Raw genomic sequence first — 23,263 nt, forward strand, 5'->3', positions numbered from 1 at the left:
GCTTACGCGCCTGCGCAATGGCTGCGTCTGGCGCCAGATACCGGCCTCCATCGGAGAAACTGTCCGAGGTTATGTTGACGATGCCGAAAATGATGAGCGATTTATTCATGGGGGCTTCTATAATAATCTCTGTACACGACAAAAATAGATAACTCATTGAAATAATGTCACAATAATTGTTTTCTAACGACGAATACTATGACACATCTCAATGAGTTATATCTTATCTTAAACAAATCTCTAAAATGGAACAAGTCACATTTAAAGTGCTTTGCGCTCATCATGCTTGTGATTATTTTAAAGCAAACATGTAATCTTTCTTCTGCATCTAAAGCCTTGCCCATCAAGTGTTTACCACAATCATTTTATCGACGTATGCAGCGCTTCTTTGCAGGTCAGTATTTTGATTATCGTCAAATTTCTCAGTGTCATCACCAGAACGATGGTGATGACTACGGCGATCTGACCCCAAAGGATTCGGCCTCCGCGCAATGCAGGCTCCAGTCGGCAAAAGAGACGGAGCCGATCAGAGAGTAGGCAAAATCGGGACGGGCAACAGGAAAGAGGATGCCGGAGGGCTGCCGGATACTATCGGCGGCAAATAGGATGGATCGCCTGTGCCGTTATCGTGCCGGTCGAGTGCCATCCAGGAAACGATTGGGCGAATCGCCGTCACGCTTCATTTTGCCTGCGAGGTTGAGTAGATTTTTCAGTGCGGAGTTGCGATTGAACGGCGACCAGACGGCTGTAAAGGCAACCGGCTCCGGTTCATCGAGGAAGGGCAGGAAGACGATGCCGGTCGTCGGCAACAATGACGTTGCCTCGCCGACGATAGTGATGCCGAAGCCTTGTCCGACCATAGATAGCAGCGTGTCGCGCCCCACATCAAAGCGCCGGATCGACGGTGCGGGCCAACGCCCGGCAAGGCGCAGCACGATATGGTCATGGACCTGCGGGCCGGTGCCACCATAGCGAACAATGAAAGTCTCGCCGACCAGATCGGACCAAGTGATTGCGGACTGCCCGGCGAGGCGATGCCCATCCGATAGCACGGCCACCAGCGGTTCGGTCCAGATCGGTCGGGTATGGCAGTCGGGCATCTCGGGCTTGCCCGCGACGAACACCACGTCGAGCTGGTCAGCACGAAGCTGCATCACCGCATCGCGGGCTGTGCCTTCGGTGATCTCAACCTCAATGCCCGTATGTTCTTCCCGATAATGACGGATCAGCTCCGTGAGAAAGCTGCGTGGGATTAAGGCATGGATGCCGATGCGAAGCCGGCCGTATTCTCCTTGAGCTGTCATGCCTGCGGTCTTCACTGCGTGATCGAGTTGATCGACACCCGCCGTGACACGCTCCATGAAGTGCCTGCCTGCGTCTGTTAGCCGAACGCCCCGCGCATGGCGCTCAAATAGCAGGACACCAAGGTTATCCTCCAGCGCTTTCACACGCGCGCTGACGCTCGACTGGCTGATACCAAGTGCCTTGGCCGCATGCCGAAAATTCAGATGCTCGGCGACGGCGATGAACTGAACAAGGGAAATGAGCGGTATCCTGCCAGACAGGATACCGACATTCACGAGGTTTCGATGGTTAGTGCGCCGCATCGGAGCGGGCCTGCTACCAGTCGTCGGTTAGACGACTGGCGACTTCTCGGTGGCAGCCCCACGGAGCCGAAGGAGCACCAGCCCCAACGAAACCAGTACCGCCATCGCCGTGGCGTAACAGATCACGGGCCACGCTGTGTCACCGTTTAAAAGTGCCACCGCCAATGTCCCGACAATGCTGACTATCAGGCTTTGAACGCAGAAGTAGAACGCGACCGCTGATCCCGCGATGTCGTCGAACTCTGCCAAAGCGCCGTTCGCGGTAACGGACACCGTGAAGACAATACCGACCGCGACAACCCACATCGGTAGGATGAAGGTGAGGAATGACGGCGAGCCGTAAAGTTCGCCGATCCCCAACAGGACCGCTCCGCAAACAAGCAACGCCATCCCACGCGCCACGCATCCTGCGATGCCCCATCTGGCGACAAAGGACTTCGCGAAACGGGTTGTCACGATCATTACAAGCGCGACAGTGGCGAAGGCAAAGCTGAATCCGATCTCGGAATATTCCGCTTGGCCTATGAGCACACGGGGAGCCGTCGAGAAGAAGACGAAGTAGGTGCCCATACCGGCGCTAAAGCCGACAGTGTAAACCCAAAAAGCCGGACTCGCGAAGATCGGCAAGACAGATCGGCGCGTCTTGACTTGATCCAGAGGGCGGGTTTCGTGCCACCTGAAACCCGCATTTAGGAGTGCGAGCATCGCCAGTATAGCCAAAGTAATGAATATCGCCTGCCATCCCAAGAACTCGCCGATCAATACTCCGGCGATAGGGCCGAGCGCAGGCACGAACGCCAGCATCGAACTGAAAAGGCCGTAGATGACGACACCCTCAGGACGGTTGGCATAAACGTCGCGAACCGTCGCGAACGTCGCCACCAGCATGGCCGACGCGCCCACTGCTTGAAGTAGACGGAAAGCGACAAAGGCCGGTGCAGTTGAAGACCAAGCTGCTCCCAGAGACGCAATGACGAAAGCCGTTGCGCCCGCAAGTAGAATTGGCCGTCGCCCGATTCTGTCTGAGAGCGGACCAAAAATCACCTGGCCCACGCCGAGCATCACCATATAGAGGCTCAACGTGAGTTGGATCATAGCGGGCGTCGTGTTCAGGATGCCGGGCATCGCTGGAACGACAGGGAGATAAATATCCATCGCCAGTGAAGCGAGGATGTCGAAAGGAGCCATCAGCAGCAGTGCTGCCGGCAGCGTATAGGCCCACGCGGGGCGTGTGGTGGTCATGACGAATCAACCCTCGATTAAGGAATACCGGGCGACGTCTGCTCGTCAGCAATCAGATGAGACTAGCCTTACAGAGCGCCGCAACAACAATACTGGTTGTTGCGGCTTACTTGTCTGCTGACTTGGAATTTCCCATCTGATTACTCCACGCTTACGAATATGAATTGCTACATTTTATCCGATTATCTTTTGCTTTGCAATGCGGCATGGGCGCACTCAGCGTTCCAGCCCCCTCTGCCGCCCTAAATGCTTGCTCCAATGCATCGAGCACCATATCTGTATTCATCCGTGTCGATACTTTCCATCCAACAATTGCTCGTGAGAACACATCAATAATAAATGCAGTATAAACCCAGCCTGAATTTGTTTGAATATACGTAAAGTCACTCACCCACAGTTGGTCAGGATGATCAGCAGTAAAATTACGTTTTACCAAGTCATCCGCTCGTTTTTGATCATCTCGGCTACGGGTGGTTTGTTTGTTCTTACCACGCCAAACACCTTTTATACCTAGCTTTTGCATTAATCGAGCAACAGTACAGCGCGCAATAATATAGCCTTCACGTTTCAGTTTTTGCCAGACTTTACGTACACCATACCGACCTGAACTTTCCTTCCAAATTCGTTTAATCTCCTCAGCATGATGCAAGTCATGTAAATCTCGCTTTGCTCGATGTTCTGGATTTTCACAGAGATCTAGAGTCCGGTAATAGGTTGAAGGTGCGATCGGTAAAATTCTACAAATCGCCTCGACTCCGTACAGCTCTTTATTATTATGGATAAAATCCACCATTATTTGTGTGGGCGGTCGAGCTCCGCCTGGGCGAAAAAAGCGGCTGCTTTACGTAGAATTTCATTGGCGCGTTGCAGTTCTTTATTTTCGCGTTCGAGTTGTTTGATACGTTCTTGGTCTGAAAGCTGCTGTACTTTAACTGGATTTTGTTTATCTAAATATTTTTGATACCAAACACGTAGTGTTTCAGGAGTACAACCCTTGCGCAGTATACTGCTCAGGGAGCAATAGCGGTGATCGCAGCCCAATTCGATGGATAATCTTTCTCGGATTCAATCAATAATTGAACCGCTCTTTCTCTGATTTCAGGGGTATATTTTACTTTTTTCATCGGGACATTCTCTCAGAAAGCTTGGTCTCCGACAAACCCGGTACGGTTCAAAAATCTTCCATTGATTTATTTATATCTGTTAAACCAGTCGCATTATGAAATGTAATATAAGTAGAAATTTCAGTATAAATGGTCATGATCTTTTCTAAATTTGAATATCTAAGCGTCTTCATTAATCAACCTTATTGATTATTAGTTTCTTCTTTTAAAGCTCTTTGTACTGTTGCTATCCCTACTTTAAACTTTTCTGCAACACCTCTAAATGTTGAATTTTCTTCAGCCATTGCTTTTCGTATTTCAACATAGTCAACCTTCCGCTTTCTTCCCTTATATAAGCCCTTCGCTTTGGCTTTTGCAATTCCTTCCTTTTGACGCTCACGGATCATGGAGCGTTCAAACTCTGCAAATGCAGCAAGCATCTGAAACATGAGTTTATTTATTGCCGATTGTGCTACATCATGACTGAAGGTCAAATTCTCTTTATGAAAAATAATGGTTATACCACGATCATTCAGACTATTCACAATTTCGTTCAGATCATTTGTATTACGTGCCAGACGATCAATACTATGAACATGCACCGTATCACCTTCACGCAGATAGTCGAGCATTGCATTTAACTGAGGACGTTCACGGCTACCACCGCTTGCCTTTTCAGTAAAGGTCTTATCCAGGCTGATTCCATCTAATTGACGTTCAGTATTTTGTTCAGTTGAACTGACTCGAATATATCCGACCTGATTAGGCATTCTGTACCGTTAGAGTTTAGATAATTAAATACATATTGTACCGAAATTAAATATTAAGTCTATAAATACGGTTTTTGAGTTGCTTTTTAAGACTTTATTTTGTTCCGTTAGGCTATACTCTATAGTTACATAATTCGTGATTTAAAGAGACCTAGAAAAAGAGAAATGGTATTTATTTGAGCTAATCAAAGTTGAGAAACTTTAGAATTCTTGCGTTAGTCAAATTTTAAGCAGCCAAAAGCTATATTTTATGAGGTTTTAGCCAATTCAAAAATTAGATAAACTATACTTTCGCAAGAGGTCTTTTGATTAAATAATAAGCGTGGAACGTGAAAAATCATAAAAAAAGCCCACCTTGGGGAAGATGGGCTATCAACTAGAAACTACAGCATTGATTTCTATAGAGAATTATAACGCTGTTATTCCTAAGTAGTAATGTCCTACCTTAAAACCAAATAGAAATGTCCTATACAGACATTTCCAAGTCAAGCACAGGATTCAGATTTCGTTCTTTGATTACTGTCTTCTGTGCACGTCTGCTTGGCATAGATTGAGAACGATTACGTTTGTTTTGCTGTTCCAATTCTTCATGCTGTTGTTGAATATGATTGAGAACTGCACCTAAACGTTTATTCTCAACAATCTCTCGCTGGTTAAGCTGACTTAATTTATCGAAGATGCTGTAATTGATTTTTCTTCCCTGATATTCAATCGCGACTGTACCATCCGGGTATTCCAGGAACTCAAGATACTTACTAATCAATCTTTGGTTTTCTTCCGTGTTTTCCAGGAGATATACGCATTTATCATAAGTAATCGTCAGGCTATTCGTGACTCTGCGGGGTTCACGCCAGGTAAAAATATCATCTAATTCTTCGGCTGTTTCAGTGACAGTCCGGTGTAGATCCTTGGGATTAAAGGCCATCTTGGCAAACTTCTGATTGAATTGCTCAATGAAGCAGGGTAGCCAGGCATTCGCTTGTTCAATCGAACAGATGCCTTCCAGGCGCATTTCTTTGATCAGACGGTCCTGAAGCGTTCTATTGGCTCGTTCTACACGGCCTTTGGCCTGTGGTGAATTAGCGAAGATAATATCGATATTCAGGGTGCTGAGTACGCGCCCAAATTGCGTAATCTTGGTGTCTTTCTTGCTGCTTTGATTCACCCTGAAGACTGAATGTTTATCGCTGTAGAAGGCTAAAGGCTTACCATGCTGCTCAACATACAAACGTGTTGAAATCATATAGTCAAAGGCTGATTCTGACTCACAGAAGCGTAAGTGCTGCAATTTTCCTGTGGCGTCATCGATAAACACCAATAGACAGCATTTAGGGGCTCTTCCTTCAAACCAGTCATGATGTGAGCCATCAATTTGGATCAGTTCACCATAACAGTCCCGGTTATAACGAGGCTGATATGGGCGTTTCAGGCGTTTGGAGCGAGGAATCCATAAATCGGCTGCAATCATCCAGGAACGCAGGGTTTCCACTGAAATATCGAATCCATGAATGGTAGTCAGCTTTTCATGCGCTAAAGTGGGTCCGAAACCATGGAATTGCTCAGCAACCATATTGAGGCACTTGAGCCTGAGTTCTTCAGGAAGCCTGGAATTGCTGGTTTGACCACGACCGGCATGGGCTAATGCAGCTGGGCCTTGAGCTTTGTATTTTTGCAGTAAACGCCTGATCTGACGTTCTGAAATATGAAGTAGCTGAGCAGCCTGGGATTGAGTTATGCGTTGATCGCAGATTTCCTGCACGACCGACAATCGTTTAAGTTCTTTATCCGACATAGACACCAACATATCAAACCGTCCGCTTCGATAATCGCAAAAGCGCATATTCTAAAAGCGGACATTTTTACTTTGGAGAAACCGGACATTTCTATTTTGGAGTTACAAACGCATTTCGTATAAGGTGTATTATGTTAATTTTAGATTTTTTAAAAAATTAGGGCATCCATGAATCCTTTAGAATTCTACTGTTTAATATTGAAAAATATGGATAAAAACCTGGCTAAGAAACTAGGTAAAATTGAGAAAAAATATACTAATGTTCCATTTAAAAATGATGAAATAGCTAAAGTTAAAATTAAATCCGAATTTGCTTCAGAAATGGGGTTTTTCGTACTTAATTCAGCAACTTCTTTAGCTGTAGATGAAGAAAACTATAATTTTGCATACTGCTTAAAAATCTTAGAACTATATCCAATTAAGAATAACGATTTTTTTTATTGGAATGAGCATATAAAGCTATTTTCAGAATTAGAAAAAAATAATTTTTTATATGAAGATGTCTGCAAACTACATGATTTTCTGGTAAATAACTTTAGCTTTAACGGTGATTTAAAGAATATTATTAGTCATGAGATGCTTAGAAATTCTGGCGTCAATATACTGCTAATTTTAATTCACTTAGATCATTTAATTTCTAAGAAGTGGGGATTCCAATCAATCTCACTAAACCAAGCATTAAAGTTTAAGTTTAAAAATAAACGACCATACTTCCCATCAAAAACTTTTACAGATTTTCTTTTATTTATCTTAAAGATAAATGCAAAGTTTGAAGCAACAAAAGGACATAAAGTCGAGATTCTGAAGACTATTCCTCCAACTAATGGTTTTGAGCAATGGTTAGATCCTTCTCTCGAAGATGAACAAATTAAAGAATTTATACAACTAATTAAAAAAGTTAGAGAAAACAGAAGACTATGCTACTTGAATGAAGTCTATGAGTTCCTAGGTCTACCTTATGGTGAGTTTAAAAATGATGAAATTTATGAACAAGTCTCAGAAGAGAATTATTTATTCCTGAAAAATGAACTTCCAGAAGATAAGTGGTTTGAAAGTATTAATGCCATAGCTGGCCTATGGTTAATATATTTTTGGCAAGACTTTTATTATAAACATTTTCAAAAAACAGCCAGCGTTTCTACGTTAGCTACATCAGAAGATTTTATCGTGATATGGGAAGCCTTCCTGAAGAAATATCCTTCAGAAGGCCAATATCTTTGGCCTTCTGAATTGATATTACAAGATAAATAAATTTTTATTTACGAGGTGGATTATTGTCTCGGCCACCACCTGATGGATTTCCAGTAGTACTAGGCCAACCTGCTGTGCTCATAGTTTTCATCCTTATTTAGATTTCGTAGGTTTATGATTAGGATTCAATTGTCGGCTACGGTTGTCCTGATTCTGCGCATGTTGAATATTATTAGGATTTTTTACTGTAGCACGTTGATCATTCGCTGTTTGTGTCATTGCTTTCTCCTTAAAATGTTTGAACATCTGACAAGGAAAGTATGGCTTCAAAAAAATATGCATCTTGCCTGAAAAACAGTAAAAAAGTTTAAATTTTAACCAAAAAAATTATGTATTTAACATAATGGTGTTATACGAAATTAATGGATGTTCGTATAAATTACTTGCATATTGTATTCGATCGAATACAATATAGTGAGAAGATAAGGAATCCTCATGATTGAAATTAAACGTCTTCCAGAATTTGATGAATGGTTGGATGGCATTAAAGACAATATGACCCGTATCCGCCTGAATCGTCGATTAGATAAGGTTCAACGTGGAAACTGGGGAGACATTAAACCTCTCCAAGATGGCGTTTGGGAAATGAGAGAATTCTTCGGTTCTGGATGGAGGATGTATTACATCCAACATGGTGACGTTGTGATTGTAATGCTTGGTGGTGGAGATAAATCAACTCAACAACAAGACATCGATCGGGCAGTCAAACTATCGAAAACATTGGAGGATTAAAATGGTTAAAGTCGCTGATTTACCAAGTTTTGATATGGCTGAGTCGCTCAAAACTGAAGAAGACATTGTGATGTATCTCAATATGGTTCTTGAAGAAAATGATCCAGCTGAATTAGCCCATGCACTTGGTGTTATTGCTAAAGCTCGTGGCATGACTCAAATCGCTAAAGAAGCAGGGATTGGGCGTGAAGCACTCTACAAAGCCCTACGTCAGGATTCAGCACCACGTTTTGATACGATTAATCGTGTAGTAAATGCTTTAGGCTTAAAACTCACAGTACAACACGCTTAAAACTTTAAAAATATAGTAAAAATGGGAGCTAAAGGCTCCCATTTTTAGATTCGTATAAGGTGTATTATGTTAATTTTAGAAATTCTATATAAATATAGAATTTTTAAAACTTAAATTCTGGCATGTGTCCCATACTTATCAATCATGATCGAACTGGCTTCATTTAGACCACGTACTGTGACATTCGCACCATTCTTTTGAAATTTATTTACAACAGAATCAAGCATGGCGACTGATGTTACATCCCAAATGTGAGAATGGGTCAAATCAATAATCACCTCCTTTACATCCTCTTTAAAGTCAAAACCTTGCATGAATTTTTCAGAAGAACTAAAGAAGATCTGACCTCTCAACTCATATAAACGGGCCATTCCTTCAAAAGATGCTGTCACCTGGATATCATTTTCAAGTTTATTCGCCAGGAACAAGGCTGAAAGTAATACGCCTGTTAACACACCCAAAGCCAGGTTATGCGTAGCAACAACTACAATCACCGTCGCAATCATGACGATATTACTACTCTTAGGATTATCTTTTAACTGAGTGACAGAACTCCATTCAAAGGTACTGATAGAGACCATTATCATTACCGCTACCAATGCAGCCATTGGAATCACTTTGAGCCAGTCGCTGATAAATACAACCAGAATAAGAAGAAAAATGCCCGCAGAGAATGTTGATAAGCGTGTAAGGCCACCTGATTTTACGTTAATCATAGATTGACCAATCATTGCACAACCGGCCATGCCACCCATAAAGCCAGAAGCAATATTCGCAATCCCTTGTCCCTTACATTCCTGATATTTATCACTTGGCGTATCAGTCATTTCATCCACGATAGTTGCTGTCATCATCGATTCAAGTAAACCTACAGCCGCCAGTGCGACTGAATAAGGCAAAATAATCATCAATGTTTCAATATTCAAAGGAATATCTGGAATCAAGAACATTGGAAGTGTGTCAGGTAAAGACCCCATATCGCCCACGGTCCGTACATCAATTCCTAAAGCGATTGCCAATAATGTGATTGCAATGATGCAGACTAGTGGAGAAGGGAGTAATTTTCCTAATTTGGGAACCAGAGGGAATAGATAAATAATTGCTAAACCTAAAGCAACAAAAGCATATACATGCCAGGTCACATTAATCAGTTCAGGCAATTGAGCCATGAAAATTAAGATCGCTAACGCATTTACGAATCCAATAACCACAGATTTAGATACAAACCGCATTAACTTGGCGAGCTTTAAATAGCCTGCCAATATTTGAATCACGCCTGTCAAAATTGTTGCTGCCAGCAGATATTCAAGCCCATGCTCTTTGACCAATGTGACCATAAGCAGCGCCATTGCACCAGTGGCTGCTGAAATCATGGCAGGACGACCACCTACGAAAGAAATCACGACGGCAATACAGAAGGATGCGTATAGACCAACTTTAGGATCTACACCTGCAATAATTGAAAATGCGATGGCTTCAGGGATGAGTGCAAGACCGACGACTAATCCGGCAAGTACATCCCCACGGATGTTAGAGAACCACTGTTCTCGGACATTAGATAACATAAACATAGCCTGTTTTTTAATTTTTCAGATAGGCTAGTGATGTGATATATACAACACACAAACGACTACACCACATCACTAGACAGTGATGAGTTATTTACAGATTTAAGACGATAAATAAACTTAAGGTGGCGTAAGTGTCATAAGATGAAAGAACGTTTTAGAGTAAAAAAATCAGGACAAGGGTAACAGCTAGGTACTTTTTTATAAAGCCTGGATGTTATATCCAAGCTTTGTTTAATCGGTATTTTATGAAGCTTTTGGCTCCCCAAGTAATTGACCTATTTCCAAACGTGTATAGCCACGTTCTTTAAAAATCAAAACAATAGCCTGTTTATAATCTTCAGAAGTAGAAGTCTTATACTTAGTTATCAGTTGATTTTCAGAATTCAGCTCAAGATCATTTTTGATGGTCAATACTTCGCTAGAGATCTTGTTAAAGATATTTAGGTTAAACATACAGGCACTCGTCATCCGTATTATAGCGGCCCGACTATAACGAATACCTGTCTTAGCTACGCTAGACACCCTTGGCCGCAAGGATTACAAATTAAGAAAAATTCCGCAAGTTTTTGTCTATTGAAAGAATAAATAATCTCCCAACTGCTATCTATTTAACATAATGGTGGTTATACGAAATTCTGTTGTAGCCCCATACATTCAAGTTTATTTCTTGCATGAATGTATCCTATAGGATACATTACTCTTATGTACTCAATATATACCACTGAAGTCTTTGATGACTGGTTTACTAAGTTAAAAGACCTGCAGGCAAAAAGACGTATACAAGTCCGAATTGATCGGGTTGAAGATGGAAACTTTGGAGATACTGAACCAGTAGGTGAAGGTGTTTCTGAATTACGTTTCTTCTTTGGACCTGGCTACAGGATCTATTACTGTAAGCAAGGGCAAAGGGTCGTTATTCTTTTAGCAGGCGGAGACAAGTCTACGCAAAGTAAAGATATAAAACTTGCCCTACAATTAGCACAAGATTTAGAGGAGGAGCTGTAAATGGCTATCAAACTTCGCAAATGGGACAGTGCTGAACATCTTAAAACAGAAGAAGATATGCAAGCTTACCTACAAGCCTGTATCGATGAATCTAATGGTGATGCGGCATTCATTGCAAAAGCTTTAGGTAATATTGCTAAAGCTAAAGGAATGGCTCAATTATCAAGAGACACTGGTTTAGGTCGAGAAAGTCTTTATAAAGCACTTTCTGGCGATGTAAATCCAAGCTTTGATACTGTTATTAAAGTCGTAAAAGCACTGAATTTACGCTTAGCAATTTAAAAAAAACTAGTAAAAAAGGGAGCTTTAAGCTCCATTTTTCATTTCAACTTCGTATAACGTGTATTATGTTAATTTTAGGAAAAGTGAAAAATAATCTACAATAGAATCTACGAAAAATTGGCCATCAATTATGCCTGATTTCTCCAGTGGAAATAATTGGATTGTGAGATCCCCCACTCAAAATCATAAATTAGAAAGAATTGAAGCATTTCTTTCCAATTATGCTTATAAACCTCACCGACATGATACTTATGCTATTGGCAGGACTCTTTCCGGAGTTCAAAACTTTCATTACAAAGGTACATTGCAACATAGCTTGCCAGGCATGACTATGGTTCTACACCCGGATGAAAAGCATGATGGTGAATCAGGAACATTAGATGGCTATCGCTATAGAATGATTTACATCGAACCAGCGATGATCCAAACCATTTTAAAGGGTAAACCTTTGCCTTTTATCAGACATGGCTTAAGTAATGATATTCGCCTGTTTAGGGCAATGGATAGCTTTCTAAATAATATAAATAATTATATGGATACCCTAGAAGAGGAAGATGCTCTATTTGATTTGGCAACTACACTGTGTGAAATTTCAGATACTTCATCTAACCAAAACAAAAAATTTGACTACAAGGCAGCAGAGAGAGCGCGTGAGTGTATTTTGGCGTATCCACATGAAAACTTAAGTTTGTCAGATTTAGAGAAACATGCTGATCGTGACCGCTGGAGCCTTTCTCGTGATTTCCGATTATTATTTGGAACTAGCCCACACCGTTATATGATCATGCGTCGCTTAGAAACAGTTAAGTTCTACCTTGCTCAAGGGGAGTCTATTGTTAATGCTGCTTTAAATGCAGGCTTTTTTGATCAGAGTCATATGACCAGACATTTTATAAAAACATTTGGTTTAACTCCCACTCAATGGAAAATGATAAATATTAAAAGATAGCCGTTCGATTTGAACGGCTAATTTGTCCTACAGCAGATTTATTCCATTAAGAAAATCTTTGAACATAAAAAGCCCTGATAAAATCAAGAGTATACCCATCAGCTTATTTAGCCGATTAAACCAGATAGGATTAGCAATTTTGTTGCCTAATACTTTTCCAACCAGAGCATAGGTGAATGGTGCGCCAACAGCACCAAGTGAAATCAGTAAAGAAACTATCAAGATCATGATTCCTGTGATTTTGGCTGCAGGGTACATAATTGTCGTAACAGGTAGAATGACGAGAATGGCTTTTGGATTTAATAACTGAATAAATAAGCCATTTAAGAATGTTAGATGGCTTTCTTGCTGTTGAGTTGTTTCTACATTCGCCCTAATCATTTTTATAGCCAAGTAGAATGTATAAATTGCACCCGCTAAAGCAATATAATGAATCAATCCATGTGGAATAACAGCTTCACCTATATAGCCAAACAATACGAATAAGATCAACATGGCGAAACCAATGCCTAGGTAAAATCCTATAGTCTTTTTTAATTGACCTGTAAGGCCAGAATTTAGCCCCATAAAATTTACAGGGCCTGGGCTATACATAACGCTTAATGTATAAAGAAATATTTCCACAGAGTTCACTCAATTAGATAGCAATAAACATCAAAGAGAGAACGGTATCGAGTTATAGGCCTTAAAGATTGTACGTTTGTGCTGAACTAATTAAAAATTTCTATTTAACTTATGTTCACCTAAAGTTCACTTCATAAGTGTATAAAGAAACTATGTATTGTATTTTCAATTGCTTATATAAATATTAGTCTTGGTTTAGAATTTTAAAGTTCATGAACTATGAGAAAAAACTAAGATACGATCAAAATTGTAGAACAACAAAATTATTTATACTAATTTACAAGCCACGCTGTTTAAGCGTGTCATTAAAAAATAAATCTTTTAATCTCTCCACACAATCTCCACACAATCTCCACACAACATCAGCAATTCATAAACACTGCTATTTCAAAATAGTAGTATCTAAAACCCCCCCTCTGAAAAAGCATGTCAACACATTATCATTTAATAGGTTCAATACTTATTACAACTGTACTTTTAATCGGCTGTACACAAGCCAAAGATGCTGAACAGTCCCCAACAGAAATGCCACCAGCGGTTGTCAGTACCATCACGGTATTACCGCATTCCATGAATTTAATTGAAAATCTTCCAGGCCGTGTTGTCGCTTACCGTATTGCTGAAATTCGCCCGCAAGTAGGTGGAATTGTTGATAAAGTACTTTTTAAGCAAGGCTCTTATGTGCAAGCAGGTCAACCGCTTTTTAAATTGAATTCTGAAATATTTCAGGCAGATGTAAAAAGCAATCAAGCCACTTTAAACCGTGCACAAGCTGAGGTGACACGTTTGCAGGTGCTGTTAAAACGCTACACTGAATTAGTAAAAGTAAATGCGGTTAGTCAGCAGGAATACAACAATACCGAAGCAGATTATCAAAAAGCAAAAGCCGATGTGGCGCAAATGCAAGCCATGTTAAGCAGACAACAACTTAATCTTAAATATGCGACTGTTACAGCCCCTATCTCGGGAACGATTGGTGAAATCTTAGTGACTGAGGGTGCATTAGTTGGTCAAGGTGATACTAATGCAATGGCCGTAATACAACAGATTAATAAAGTCTATGTTGATGTAAAGCAATCAATTAGTGATTATGAAAAACTACAGGAAGCTTTACAGCAAGGTGACGTGTCAAATACCAAACATACGGTTGAAATCCTAAATAGTCAGGGTAAACCTTATAACGTTACAGGTGAAATCCTATTTTCGGATACTAAAGTTGATCCTGATACGGGTGATGTCACAATCCGTATTTTAGCCAATAATGAAAATCAAAAACTTTTGCCAGGCATGTATGTTCGAGTCAATATGAGCCGAGCTCAAGTTGAAAATGCGCTCCTAGTTCCAGAACAAGCGATTCAACATGATATTAGTGGTAAAGCCAATGTTACGATTGTTAATCAAAAAGGTTTAGCGCAAAGCAAGCCTGTTCAGCTTGGTCAACGTTATCAAAATAACTATGTGATCAAACAAGGGTTACAAGCAGGTGAGAAAGTCATTGTTGAAGGGGCTGATCGTATACAGCCTGAGCAAAAATTAAAAATTAAGCAGTGGCAACCTACAAATATTAAGGAAAATGGAGGACAGCAATAATGTCCCAATTTTTCATTAGGCGTCCTATTTTTGCATGGGTGATTGCTTTATTTATTATTCTGTTGGGTGTACTAAGCATCCCCAAGTTACCTATTGCACGATTCCCAAGTGTTGCGCCACCACAGATTAGTATTACGGCAATCTATCCAGGTGCTACGCCAAAAACATTGAATGATAGTGTTGTGACCTTGATTGAGCGGGAAATGTCAGGTGTCAAAAACTTACTTTATTACAGTTCAAGTTCAGATAGTTCTGGAACAGCAACAATCACCGCAACATTTAAACCAGGTACAGATGTAGAACTTGCACAAATTGATGTGCAAAACAAAATTAAAGCCATTGAGTCACGCTTACCTCAAACAGTGCGACAACAAGGGCTGATGGTCGATGCTGCGTCGTCTGGTTTTTTAATGATGGTGGGCTTAAGTTCACCGAATGGCAAATATAGTGAAATTGATGTCAGTGACTATATGACTCGCTATGTGATTGAAGAATTAAAGCGGGTTGACGGTGTTGGTAAAGTCCAAAATTTTGGTGCTGAAAAAGCCATGCGGATTTGGGTCGATCCAGATCGTTTGGTTTCTTATGGATTGAGTATTCAAGATGTGAATACAGCCATCCAAAACCAAAACTTGCCGATATCACCAGGTCGTATTGGTGATGTTCCTGCTTTGACGGGGCAACAAATTACTATTCCTTTAACTGCTCAAGGTCAATTAGAAACTGTAGAGCAATTCAAGAAAATTAGTTTACGTGCTCAACAAAATGGCGCCAATGTTCGACTGTCGGATGTCGCTCGTGTCGAAATCGGGGCACAGATGTATAACTTTGCGATTTTAGAAAATGGCAAAGCCTCTACAGCTGTGGCGATACAAATGAGTCCTGGTGCCAACGCTGTCAAGACTGCAGAAGGTGTTAAAGCGAAAATTGAACAGTTAGGTTCAGCACTGCCTGATGGTATGAAATTCTCTATACCTTACGACACTGCACCTTTTGTAAAAATCTCGATTGAAAAAGTAATCATGACATTGCTTGAAGCTATGGCATTAGTTTTTATTGTCATGTTTATCTTTTTACACAATGTTCGATACACCTTAATTCCGGCGATTGTTGCACCGATTGCATTGCTTGGCACATTCTCAGTCATGCTGCTTGCTGGTTTTTCGATTAATGTGCTGACCATGTTCGGTATGGTGCTTGCGATCGGGATTATTGTCGATGATGCGATTGTGGTCATTGAGAATGTTGAACGCATTATGGCGACAGAAGGCTTATCTCCAGTTGAAGCCACATCTAAAGCCATGAAGGAAATTACCAATCCGATTATTGGCATCACCTTAGTGTTAGCCGCTGTATTCTTGCCGATGGCATTGGCGTCAGGCTCAGTGGGGATTATCTATCGTCAGTTCACCATTACCATGTCGGTTTCAATTTTATTCTCAGCTTTCCTTGCACTGACATTAACCCCTGCGTTATGTGCAACGATGTTAAAACCGATTGATCAAGACCATCAGAAAAAGGGTGTTTTTGCATCGTTTGATCGCAGTTTTGAGAAGCTGAACAATCGCTATGAACGCAGTTTATTTAAAGTAATTAAACATAAAACCCTCGCAATGTTATGTTTCTTAGGCATTGTCATTGTGCTGATTTTTAGTTTTAAACACGTTCCGACTGCGTTTATGCCAGAAGAAGATCAGGGGTGGTTTATGACTTCGATTCAACTTCCTGCGGATGCAACTCAAGAACGTACCCGTAAAGTCGTTGCTGAGTTTCAAAATTATTTAGACCAAGAAACGGGGATTAAAGACAATATGGCGGTCTTAGGTTTTGGTTTTAGTGGATCTGGTCAGAATACAGCGATGTATTTTACCAATCTATTGCCATTCGAAGAGCGTACTATTACGGCACAAGAAGTCGTGAATAATGCCAATATAGCGATGGCTGAAAGTTCAGAAGGTCAAACCATGTCTGTGTTACCACCAGCAATTGATGAATTGGGTAACTCATCTGGTTTTTCACTGAGATTATTAGATCGTGGCAATATTGGCATGCCTGCTTTAAGAGAAGCACAAGATCAGCTTTTAGCATTAGCAGCACAAAGTAAAATCGTGGCGGAGGTCTATCCTGAAGGTTTGCCAGATGGCAGTTCTGTACAGCTTAAAATTGATAGAGATAAATTGCAGGCATTAGGTGTTAATTTCAGTGATGTGACCGATATTATTTCAACCTCAATGGGTTCGATGTATATCAATGATTTTCCAAATCATGACCGTATGCAGCAAGTCATTGTGCAACTTGATGCCAAATCACGCATGAGTATTGAAGATATTCTTCAGATTAAGGTGAACAGTCAAAGCGGTAAATTGGTTTCAATGTCTGAAATAATTACTCCAATTTGGCAACATTCCCCACAACAATACAATCGTTACAACGGTCGTCCATCATTGAGTATTTCTGGCAGTCCAGCAGCAGGTATATCTTCAGGACAAGCCATGACTGAGATGGAAAATTTGATTGAACAACTTCCGAAAGGTGTGGGTTATGAGTGGACTGGGATTTCTCTAGAAGAAAAACAGTCGGAATCACAAACCTTGTTTTTATTACTGTTGTCGATGTTAGTCGTTTTCCTTGTCTTGGCAGCGCTTTATGAAAGCTGGTCAATTCCATTCTCTGTGATGCTAGTTGTCCCTCTAGGGTTGATTGGCGCCTTTTTAGCAGTAATGTTACGTGGTATGCCAAATGATATTTTCTTTAAGGTCGGCATGATCACGATTATTGGTCTATCTGCAAAGAATGCTATTTTGATTGTTGAGTTTGCAAAAGCACTAAGAGAAGAAGGAATGGGTTTAGTGGAGGCAACCGTTGCAGCCGCTAAATTGCGCTTACGTCCAATCCTAATGACATCTTTGGCATTTACCTGTGGCGTTATTCCTTTAGTCATTGCCAGTGGCGCTAGTTCTGAAACTCAAAAAGCGATTGGTACAGGCGTCTTTGGCGGCATGATCAGCGCAACAATTCTAGCTGTTATTTTTGTACCGATTTTCTTTATTGTCGTCATGAGCATGGTTGAGAAATTCTCGAAACGTAAAGCGGCACATTAAGCATCAAAACTGAGAATAAAAGCTGTGGGTTAACGAGTTTAGCCCACAACAAATCTTTCATTTACATCTTTATTTCAGAATTGATTTAATAAACCATCAATATAGGTTTAATCATGAAAGCTACCAATCTTGATCCGAAACGCTGGTGGATATTGCTCGCTGTCGTGCTTGCATTTCTGCCGATTGTGATTGATATGACTGTACTGCATGTTGCGGTTCCCTCATTAACCCAATCGCTGAGTGCCACAAGTAACCAAGTCTTATGGATTATTGATATTTATCCATTACTTATGGCTGGACTTTTAGTTCCGATGGGAACTTTGGCTGATCGTGTCGGCAATCGTAAGATTCTGCTGATTGGCTTGGTTATATTTGGAATTGCCTCAGTCCTTGCGGCATTTTCCCAAACGGCTTCTATGCTGATTGCCGCACGTGCTTTATTAGCATTAGGCGGTGCCATGATTATGCCCTGTGTATTGGGTATTATTCGCAGAACCTTCGAAGACAGTCGCGAACGTGCCATTGCGCTGGGTATTTGGGGCACAATCGGATCAGCCGGTGCCGCCATTGGACCGCTCATTGGTGGGGGATTGTTAGAATATTTCTGGTGGGGTTCAGTTTTCCTGATTAACGTCCCAATCATGCTGGTTGTCGCACCAATGTGCTATTTCTTATTGTCCCGAAAAGAAGCTATAACCCCTGGACATTGGGCATTTGGTCAAGCGCTATTGCTGATTGTCGGTTTGATTTCGTTTGTATATGCACTAAAAGCAGGCTTAGGCGGTAAACAGTCGTTGTTGATTGTCTTGCCTTTGGTCGTTTTATCTATCGGCTTATTAACCATATTTGTACGCAAACAGCTGAATTCTCCTCAGCCGATGCTAGATCTTTCGCTATTTTCACGTCCTGCTATTTTAGCCGGCATTATTATGGCAATGGTTGCTGCAGGCGCTTTGGCAGGGGTTGAGTTAACTTTGGCAATGGAGCTGCAATATGTCATTCGTTTAACACCGCTGCAAGCCGGTCTTTTTATGGTTCCGATTATGGTTGCGGCCGCTATTGGCGGGCCTATTGCTGGTTTTTTATCCAATAAATTTGGACTCCGTCTGGTTGCGACCATGTCATTAATATTGGCAGCAATTGCGTTGGTCAGTTTGAGTTATTCAGATTTTCATCATCCGGGAATCATCGTTCCCTTTATTTTAGCTTCGATTGGATTAACACTGAGTATTGGTTTAACAGCTTCATCCATTGCGATCATGGGCTCAGTACCTGCAGAAAAGGGCGGTGCGGCAGGTTCACTTGAAAGTACAGGTTATGAACTGGGTACAGGACTAGGTATTACTTTATTTGGTGTTTTCATGGCCTATATATTTGGCAGTCATCTTCAAGTGCCGTCAGATTTAACTGCTGTTTTAGCAGAAAAAGCCAGACTTTCGATTGGTGATACCTATTTAGTGGCGAGCCAGTTACCCGTTGAACAAGGTACAGCATTGATTAACGCAGGTAAAATTGCCTTCAGTTCAGCTCATGTTAATTTATTATTAACAGCAGGGATTATCATCGGGATACTCTCCATTGTGGTATTTTTTATGCTAGCTAAATATCGAGATGAGAATTCATTGTGATGAAATTTATTTGAGGATCATCAAACAGAATGGTTAAGTTCAGACATCAATTTATCTTAAATTTATGGTTTAAATTAAGCCGTATTAATCTGAACTTAACACATTATAAATGAGTTGATGTCTTACGATTTAGTTGAATAGTAAAACAGCTGCCACCTAAGTTTTTGGATTTAGAATAATAAATATGACCTTGGTGTGCTTCAATAATTGCATCAATCACTGCCAAGCCTAATCCAGTACCGCCATCTAGACATGATCTAGAGTCTTCCAGTCGATAGAAGGGTTTGAACAGGTGTTTAAGATGCGATTCATCAATACCAGGACCTTCATCTTCAAACGTCAATACCCAATGTTCTGCTGTGGTTACAGATGTAATATTTATTTTTCCAGCATTCGAATATCTTAGAAAGTTAGAGAACAATGCAATAAAGACCTGTTCCATCCTTCTTATATCAACGCAAACCAATTTATCCGTCAAATTTAAAACAATAGTTAAACCTTTAACATGAAACCGTTCATTAAACATCTGCAGACATTTTTCAATACTATTTTTTAAATTGGTCTTTTCTAGTTCTAATCGTAATTGTTTATTTTCAATAAGTGTCAGTGTCCGTAAATCTTCCACAAGGTAAGATAAGCCTTCGACTTGGTTCAATAAGCTTAGGTGTAAAGCTTTATCGGCAATAAATATACCATCGACAATACCTTGCAAGCGACCTTGTAATATTGTCACAGGTGTTCGTAATTCATGTGCAATTGCAGCATTCCAAACAGTTGAATTCTTAACTGATACTTCAAGTTGGTTTGCCATTTCATTGAAGTTCTCAATAAGAGACTTGATTTCATGTGGAATATCATGATGTGGCTGTTTAATTCTGAGTGCTAAATTGCCTTGTTGAATTTGTTGAATAACATCTGCTAAATCACTAATTGGCTGTGTATAGCGTTTTCCATATTTAAAGGCGAGGATAGTAGAAAGAAAAAAGCCTGTTAATAGCACTAAAAACAGCCAGATAAAGTCAACGGAGGTAACTGAAAATTCATTTGAATTAATAACTTGTGTATTTAGAAAACCTATTTTTATCGCCCAGCTATAAACAAAATAGCCAATCATGAAAGATAACAGCGTAATGCCTAAATTGAATAGGCTCATCATGATAATAAACTGGAAGTTAATTCCAACAGAATTTTTAAAAAAGTTAAATTTCATGATTTTGATCTAAGCGATACCCCACGCCACGGACATTGATTAATAAGCCATTTACATCATTTTCTTCAAGTTTTTTGCGTAATTTGCTGATATGGCTATCTACAGTGCGATCTAAAGCATCACTTTCAGGCATACAGTTTTGGATCAATTCATTACGTGTAAAGACTTTATTCGGTGTTTTTGCCATCAAAAACAGTATCTTATACTCAGTTAACGTAAGGTTGAGCAACTGATTTCTTTGACCATTTGAAATGTAAACTTGATGATGATCTGGATTAATTTCAATATTTCTATAACGAATAATATTAGTTATTTCCATATTTTGGCTTGTACTTCGTCTAAGTACGGCTTGTATTCGTGCAATCACTTCGTTTGGGTTAAATGGCTTAATAATAAAGTCATCAGCACCCATTTTTAGCCCCATGATCTTATTCACTTGATCATCTAAGGCAGTCAGCATAATGACAGGTAAATGACTTGTTTGACGGATGATTTGTAGAATTTCCCAGCCATTTAGTTTGGGTAATTTAATATCAAGGAGAATCAGGTCGATAGAGTTGGCTTTTAGGCACTCTAAAGCTTGTTGTCCATCCAATGCACGGATGACCTGCATGTTTTCATTTTTTATGTATTTTTCAAGAATGTCACCAATATCATAATCATCTTCTACAACGAGAATGACGCTGTTTTCGAAGCTGTGCTGTAGATTTGGATACATATATTTTATCTTAGATGAAGTAGCTATGCATTTTAACATTTAATTGTGTAATGGAGATGATTAGACGAGCAGTCATTTATATTTGTAATTGAGGGGTGACATATAATAAAATTCGTTGCATATCAGTATTAATGAACAAAATGTCAATTATCATTCATTTAACATAATGGCTGTTATGCGAAACGAGATGTTATTCACCAATTAAAATGTCTATGCGATAAACCATTTAAAATGTCCTGTTTTTAACTGCAAGAGTCAAGAACAGGATTTAAATTTCTTTGTTCATTGCTAGCTTTCTGAGCTTTACGACTCGGCATACTTTTCTTGGCACGGGAACGTTTATTCTGTTTTTCCAACTCTTCATGCTGTTGTTGGATATGGGCCAGAACTGCGCCTAACCGTTTATTCTCAACCACTTCATTCTGCTGCAGTCCAGTCAGTTTATTGAAGATACTGTAGTTGATCTTCCGTCCTTCATACATGATCGCAACAGTGCCATCCGGGTACTCCAGAAATGAAATGTATTGTCCAACTAATTTCTGGTTCAATTCAGTCGGTTCAAGCATATAAATACATTTGTCATACGTCAGGGTTAGATTCTTGGTGACCTTACGTGGTTCCTGCCAGGTAAAAATATCATCCAGTTCAAGATCAGATTCGGTTAATGGTCGATGTAAATTCTTTGAGTTACGCGCACACTTGGCGAACTTCTGATTGAACTGCTCAATGAAGCAGGGTAGCCAAGCATTGGCTTCAGCAATCGAACTGATGCCTTCCAGACGCATCTCTTTGATCAGACGATCCTGAAGTGTCCTGTTAGCACGTTCCACACGTCCTTTGGCCTGTGGTGAGTTGGCAAAAATAATATCGATGTTTAACTCATTCAGAATCCGCCCAAATTGCGTGATCTTGCTGTCTTGGCTCGATTTCTGATTCACTCGGAATACTGAGTGTTTATCGCTATAAAAGGCCAAAGGCTTGCCATATTGCTTAATGTAGGCTCTCGTGGAAAGCATATAGTCGAAGGTCGTTTCAGCCTCACAAAAGCGCAGATGCAACAGCTTTCCAGTGGCGTCATCGATATAAACCAGCAAACAGCATTTGGCGGATCGTCCTTCAAACCAGTCATGATAGGAGCCATCAATCTGGATCAGTTCACCGAAGCAATCACGGTTATATCTAGGCTGATATGGACGTTTCAGACGCTTGGATCGCGGAATCCAGAGCTCATTGGCAGTCATCCAGCGACGAACTGTTTCCACAGGAATATTCAGCTCAAACATGCTGCTGAGCTTCTCATGCGCCAAGGTGGGCCCAAAGCCCAGCAGATGTTCAGAAATAATGGAAAGGCACTTTGCTTTTAACAAGTCATCATGGCGACGATGGCCAGGTTGACCACGACTGGCATGAGCCAGACCTGAAACACCATCTTGATTGAGCTTCTGCAATAACCGGGTAATTTGACGGGTGGAAAGATTCAGGATTTCAGCAGCACGGACTTGGGTAATACGATGATCTCGAACGTCTTGCAGAACCGCAAGACGTTGAATTTCTTTGTCAGACATAGTGATCAGCATCTATATTTCATATCCAGTCCATGATGGTTAAATCATCATAAACTAGACATTTTTATTGGTGAGAATACAGACACTTTAAATGGGTTCTAACAGAGATCTACCAGCTCTCGTTTTTTGTTATGGAAACTGCTAAAATTCAAATACGCCATTGACGTATAAAGAGTCCATGTTATTTATTGAAACCAGCATCTTTACCAAGCAAATTAAAGACCTTGTATC

Annotated in this window: 20 protein-coding genes, 4 pseudogenes and 1 other annotated feature; of the genes and pseudogenes, 10 read left to right on the plus strand and 14 right to left on the minus strand. The window is 40.6% G+C overall.

Translation table 11 applies throughout. From position 1 onward, the window contains the following. Positions 1–109, minus strand: a pseudogene (locus FTU06_RS15645) (dihydropteroate synthase); the annotation flags it as partial. An 89-nt stretch (positions 110–198) separates the two neighbouring features. Between FTU06_RS15645 and FTU06_RS15650 the strand changes: the two are divergent. Continuing rightward, positions 199–426: pseudogene (locus tag FTU06_RS15650) on the plus strand (IS4 family transposase); the annotation flags it as partial. A 197-nt stretch (positions 427–623) separates the two neighbouring features. Here FTU06_RS15650 and FTU06_RS15655 read toward each other — a convergent pair. The 6 genes and pseudogenes from FTU06_RS15655 to FTU06_RS15675 all read right to left on the minus strand — a co-directional run bounded on the left by FTU06_RS15655 (position 624) and on the right by FTU06_RS15675 (position 6,514). Beyond that, complete coding sequence (locus FTU06_RS15655; RefSeq protein WP_109354582.1) at positions 624–1,304, minus strand: LysR family substrate-binding domain-containing protein; 681 nt, start codon at positions 1,302–1,304, stop codon at positions 624–626. A gap of 3 nt (positions 1,305–1,307) precedes the next feature. Then, positions 1,308–1,607: pseudogene (locus tag FTU06_RS17015) on the minus strand (LysR family transcriptional regulator); the annotation flags it as partial. A gap of 27 nt (positions 1,608–1,634) precedes the next feature. Then, complete coding sequence (gene floR, locus FTU06_RS15660; protein ID WP_000214122.1) at positions 1,635–2,849, minus strand: chloramphenicol/florfenicol efflux MFS transporter FloR; 1,215 nt, start codon at positions 2,847–2,849, stop codon at positions 1,635–1,637. Between the two features lie 151 nt (positions 2,850–3,000). Then, positions 3,001–3,973 (minus strand): annotated as a pseudogene (locus FTU06_RS15665) (IS3 family transposase). Continuing rightward, positions 3,568–3,684: a sequence feature (AL1L pseudoknot), on the minus strand. It overlaps the preceding pseudogene by 117 nt. A gap of 182 nt (positions 3,974–4,155) precedes the next feature. Continuing rightward, on the minus strand, positions 4,156–4,722 hold the full coding sequence (locus FTU06_RS15670) for a recombinase family protein (RefSeq protein WP_006581699.1): 567 nt from the start codon (positions 4,720–4,722) through the stop codon (positions 4,156–4,158). Between the two features lie 466 nt (positions 4,723–5,188). Then, on the minus strand, positions 5,189–6,514 hold the full coding sequence (locus FTU06_RS15675) for an ISNCY family transposase (RefSeq protein ID WP_179989167.1): 1,326 nt from the start codon (positions 6,512–6,514) through the stop codon (positions 5,189–5,191). 168 nt (positions 6,515–6,682) lie between these two features. Between FTU06_RS15675 and FTU06_RS15680 the strand changes: the two genes are divergently transcribed. Continuing rightward, positions 6,683–7,765 (plus strand): hypothetical protein, encoded by a 1,083-nt coding sequence (locus tag FTU06_RS15680; protein ID WP_004969299.1) that lies wholly within the window; start codon positions 6,683–6,685, stop codon positions 7,763–7,765. Positions 7,766–7,858: 93 nt separating this feature from the next. On the opposite strand, the gene FTU06_RS16940 is transcribed toward FTU06_RS15680, so the two are convergent. Beyond that, positions 7,859–7,984 carry a hypothetical protein gene (locus FTU06_RS16940; RefSeq protein WP_004969301.1) on the minus strand — a complete coding sequence of 42 codons (126 nt, stop codon included), beginning with the start codon at positions 7,982–7,984 and terminating at the stop codon, positions 7,859–7,861. Positions 7,985–8,200: 216 nt separating this feature from the next. On the opposite strand from FTU06_RS16940, the gene FTU06_RS15685 reads away from it, so the two are divergent. Next, complete coding sequence (locus FTU06_RS15685; protein WP_004647749.1) at positions 8,201–8,497, plus strand: type II toxin-antitoxin system RelE/ParE family toxin; 297 nt, start codon at positions 8,201–8,203, stop codon at positions 8,495–8,497. 1 nt (position 8,498) lies between these two features. Next, positions 8,499–8,789 carry an addiction module antidote protein gene (locus tag FTU06_RS15690; protein ID WP_004969304.1) on the plus strand — a complete coding sequence of 97 codons (291 nt, stop codon included), beginning with the start codon at positions 8,499–8,501 and terminating at the stop codon, positions 8,787–8,789. A gap of 110 nt (positions 8,790–8,899) precedes the next feature. Here the strand turns inward: FTU06_RS15690 and FTU06_RS15695 are convergent, their stop codons facing one another. Next, positions 8,900–10,354 carry a SulP family inorganic anion transporter gene (locus FTU06_RS15695; protein WP_026438532.1) on the minus strand — a complete coding sequence of 485 codons (1,455 nt, stop codon included), beginning with the start codon at positions 10,352–10,354 and terminating at the stop codon, positions 8,900–8,902. A 249-nt stretch (positions 10,355–10,603) separates the two neighbouring features. Further along, positions 10,604–10,813, minus strand: coding sequence for a hypothetical protein (locus tag FTU06_RS15700; RefSeq protein ID WP_004976362.1), 210 nt, complete (start codon positions 10,811–10,813; stop codon positions 10,604–10,606). Positions 10,814–11,062: 249 nt separating this feature from the next. Between FTU06_RS15700 and FTU06_RS15705 the strand changes: the two genes are divergently transcribed. The 3 genes from FTU06_RS15705 (at position 11,063) to FTU06_RS15715 (ending at position 12,596) form a co-directional block, all read left to right on the plus strand. Continuing rightward, positions 11,063–11,365 carry a type II toxin-antitoxin system RelE/ParE family toxin gene (locus FTU06_RS15705; protein ID WP_154320144.1) on the plus strand — a complete coding sequence of 101 codons (303 nt, stop codon included), beginning with the start codon at positions 11,063–11,065 and terminating at the stop codon, positions 11,363–11,365. Beyond that, positions 11,366–11,647, plus strand: coding sequence for an addiction module antidote protein (locus FTU06_RS15710; RefSeq protein WP_000985610.1), 282 nt, complete (start codon positions 11,366–11,368; stop codon positions 11,645–11,647). 130 nt (positions 11,648–11,777) lie between these two features. After that, the gene (locus FTU06_RS15715) at positions 11,778–12,596 is read left to right on the plus strand and encodes an AraC family transcriptional regulator (protein ID WP_032073151.1); all 819 of its coding nucleotides are present in this window, start codon (positions 11,778–11,780) and stop codon (positions 12,594–12,596) included. 27 nt (positions 12,597–12,623) lie between these two features. Here the strand turns inward: FTU06_RS15715 and FTU06_RS15720 are convergent, their stop codons facing one another. Continuing rightward, complete coding sequence (locus FTU06_RS15720) at positions 12,624–13,220, minus strand: LysE family translocator (RefSeq protein ID WP_074163998.1); 597 nt, start codon at positions 13,218–13,220, stop codon at positions 12,624–12,626. Between the two features lie 426 nt (positions 13,221–13,646). Here FTU06_RS15720 and FTU06_RS15725 point away from each other — a divergent pair, with 426 nt between their 5' ends. From FTU06_RS15725 to FTU06_RS15735, 3 genes are all read left to right on the plus strand, one after another. Then, positions 13,647–14,810 carry an efflux RND transporter periplasmic adaptor subunit gene (locus FTU06_RS15725; RefSeq protein WP_032073150.1) on the plus strand — a complete coding sequence of 388 codons (1,164 nt, stop codon included), beginning with the start codon at positions 13,647–13,649 and terminating at the stop codon, positions 14,808–14,810. Continuing rightward, positions 14,807–17,911 carry a multidrug efflux RND transporter permease subunit gene (locus FTU06_RS15730; RefSeq protein WP_270915313.1) on the plus strand — a complete coding sequence of 1,035 codons (3,105 nt, stop codon included), beginning with the start codon at positions 14,807–14,809 and terminating at the stop codon, positions 17,909–17,911. The genes FTU06_RS15725 and FTU06_RS15730 overlap by 4 nt, the downstream gene beginning before the upstream one ends. 113 nt (positions 17,912–18,024) lie before the next feature. After that, positions 18,025–19,539, plus strand: a complete 1,515-nt coding sequence (locus FTU06_RS15735) for an MFS transporter (protein WP_032073148.1) — start codon at positions 18,025–18,027, stop codon at positions 19,537–19,539. A 103-nt stretch (positions 19,540–19,642) separates the two neighbouring features. Here the strand turns inward: FTU06_RS15735 and adeS are convergent, their stop codons facing one another. The 3 genes from adeS to FTU06_RS15750 all read right to left on the minus strand — a co-directional run bounded on the left by adeS (position 19,643) and on the right by FTU06_RS15750 (position 23,044). After that, positions 19,643–20,749 carry a two-component sensor histidine kinase AdeS gene (adeS, locus tag FTU06_RS15740; RefSeq protein ID WP_032073131.1) on the minus strand — a complete coding sequence of 369 codons (1,107 nt, stop codon included), beginning with the start codon at positions 20,747–20,749 and terminating at the stop codon, positions 19,643–19,645. Beyond that, positions 20,739–21,467, minus strand: coding sequence for an efflux system response regulator transcription factor AdeR (adeR, locus tag FTU06_RS15745; protein WP_032073130.1), 729 nt, complete (start codon positions 21,465–21,467; stop codon positions 20,739–20,741). The genes adeS and adeR overlap by 11 nt, the downstream gene beginning before the upstream one ends. A gap of 242 nt (positions 21,468–21,709) precedes the next feature. Further along, entirely contained in the window at positions 21,710–23,044 is a 1,335-nt protein-coding gene (locus FTU06_RS15750; RefSeq protein ID WP_103254392.1) for an ISNCY family transposase, read from the minus strand. Positions 23,045–23,263 lie beyond the last annotated feature (219 nt).

Source organism: Acinetobacter sp. YH12052 (genome assembly GCF_013419835.1).
Lineage (GTDB): Bacteria > Pseudomonadota > Gammaproteobacteria > Pseudomonadales > Moraxellaceae > Acinetobacter > Acinetobacter amyesii.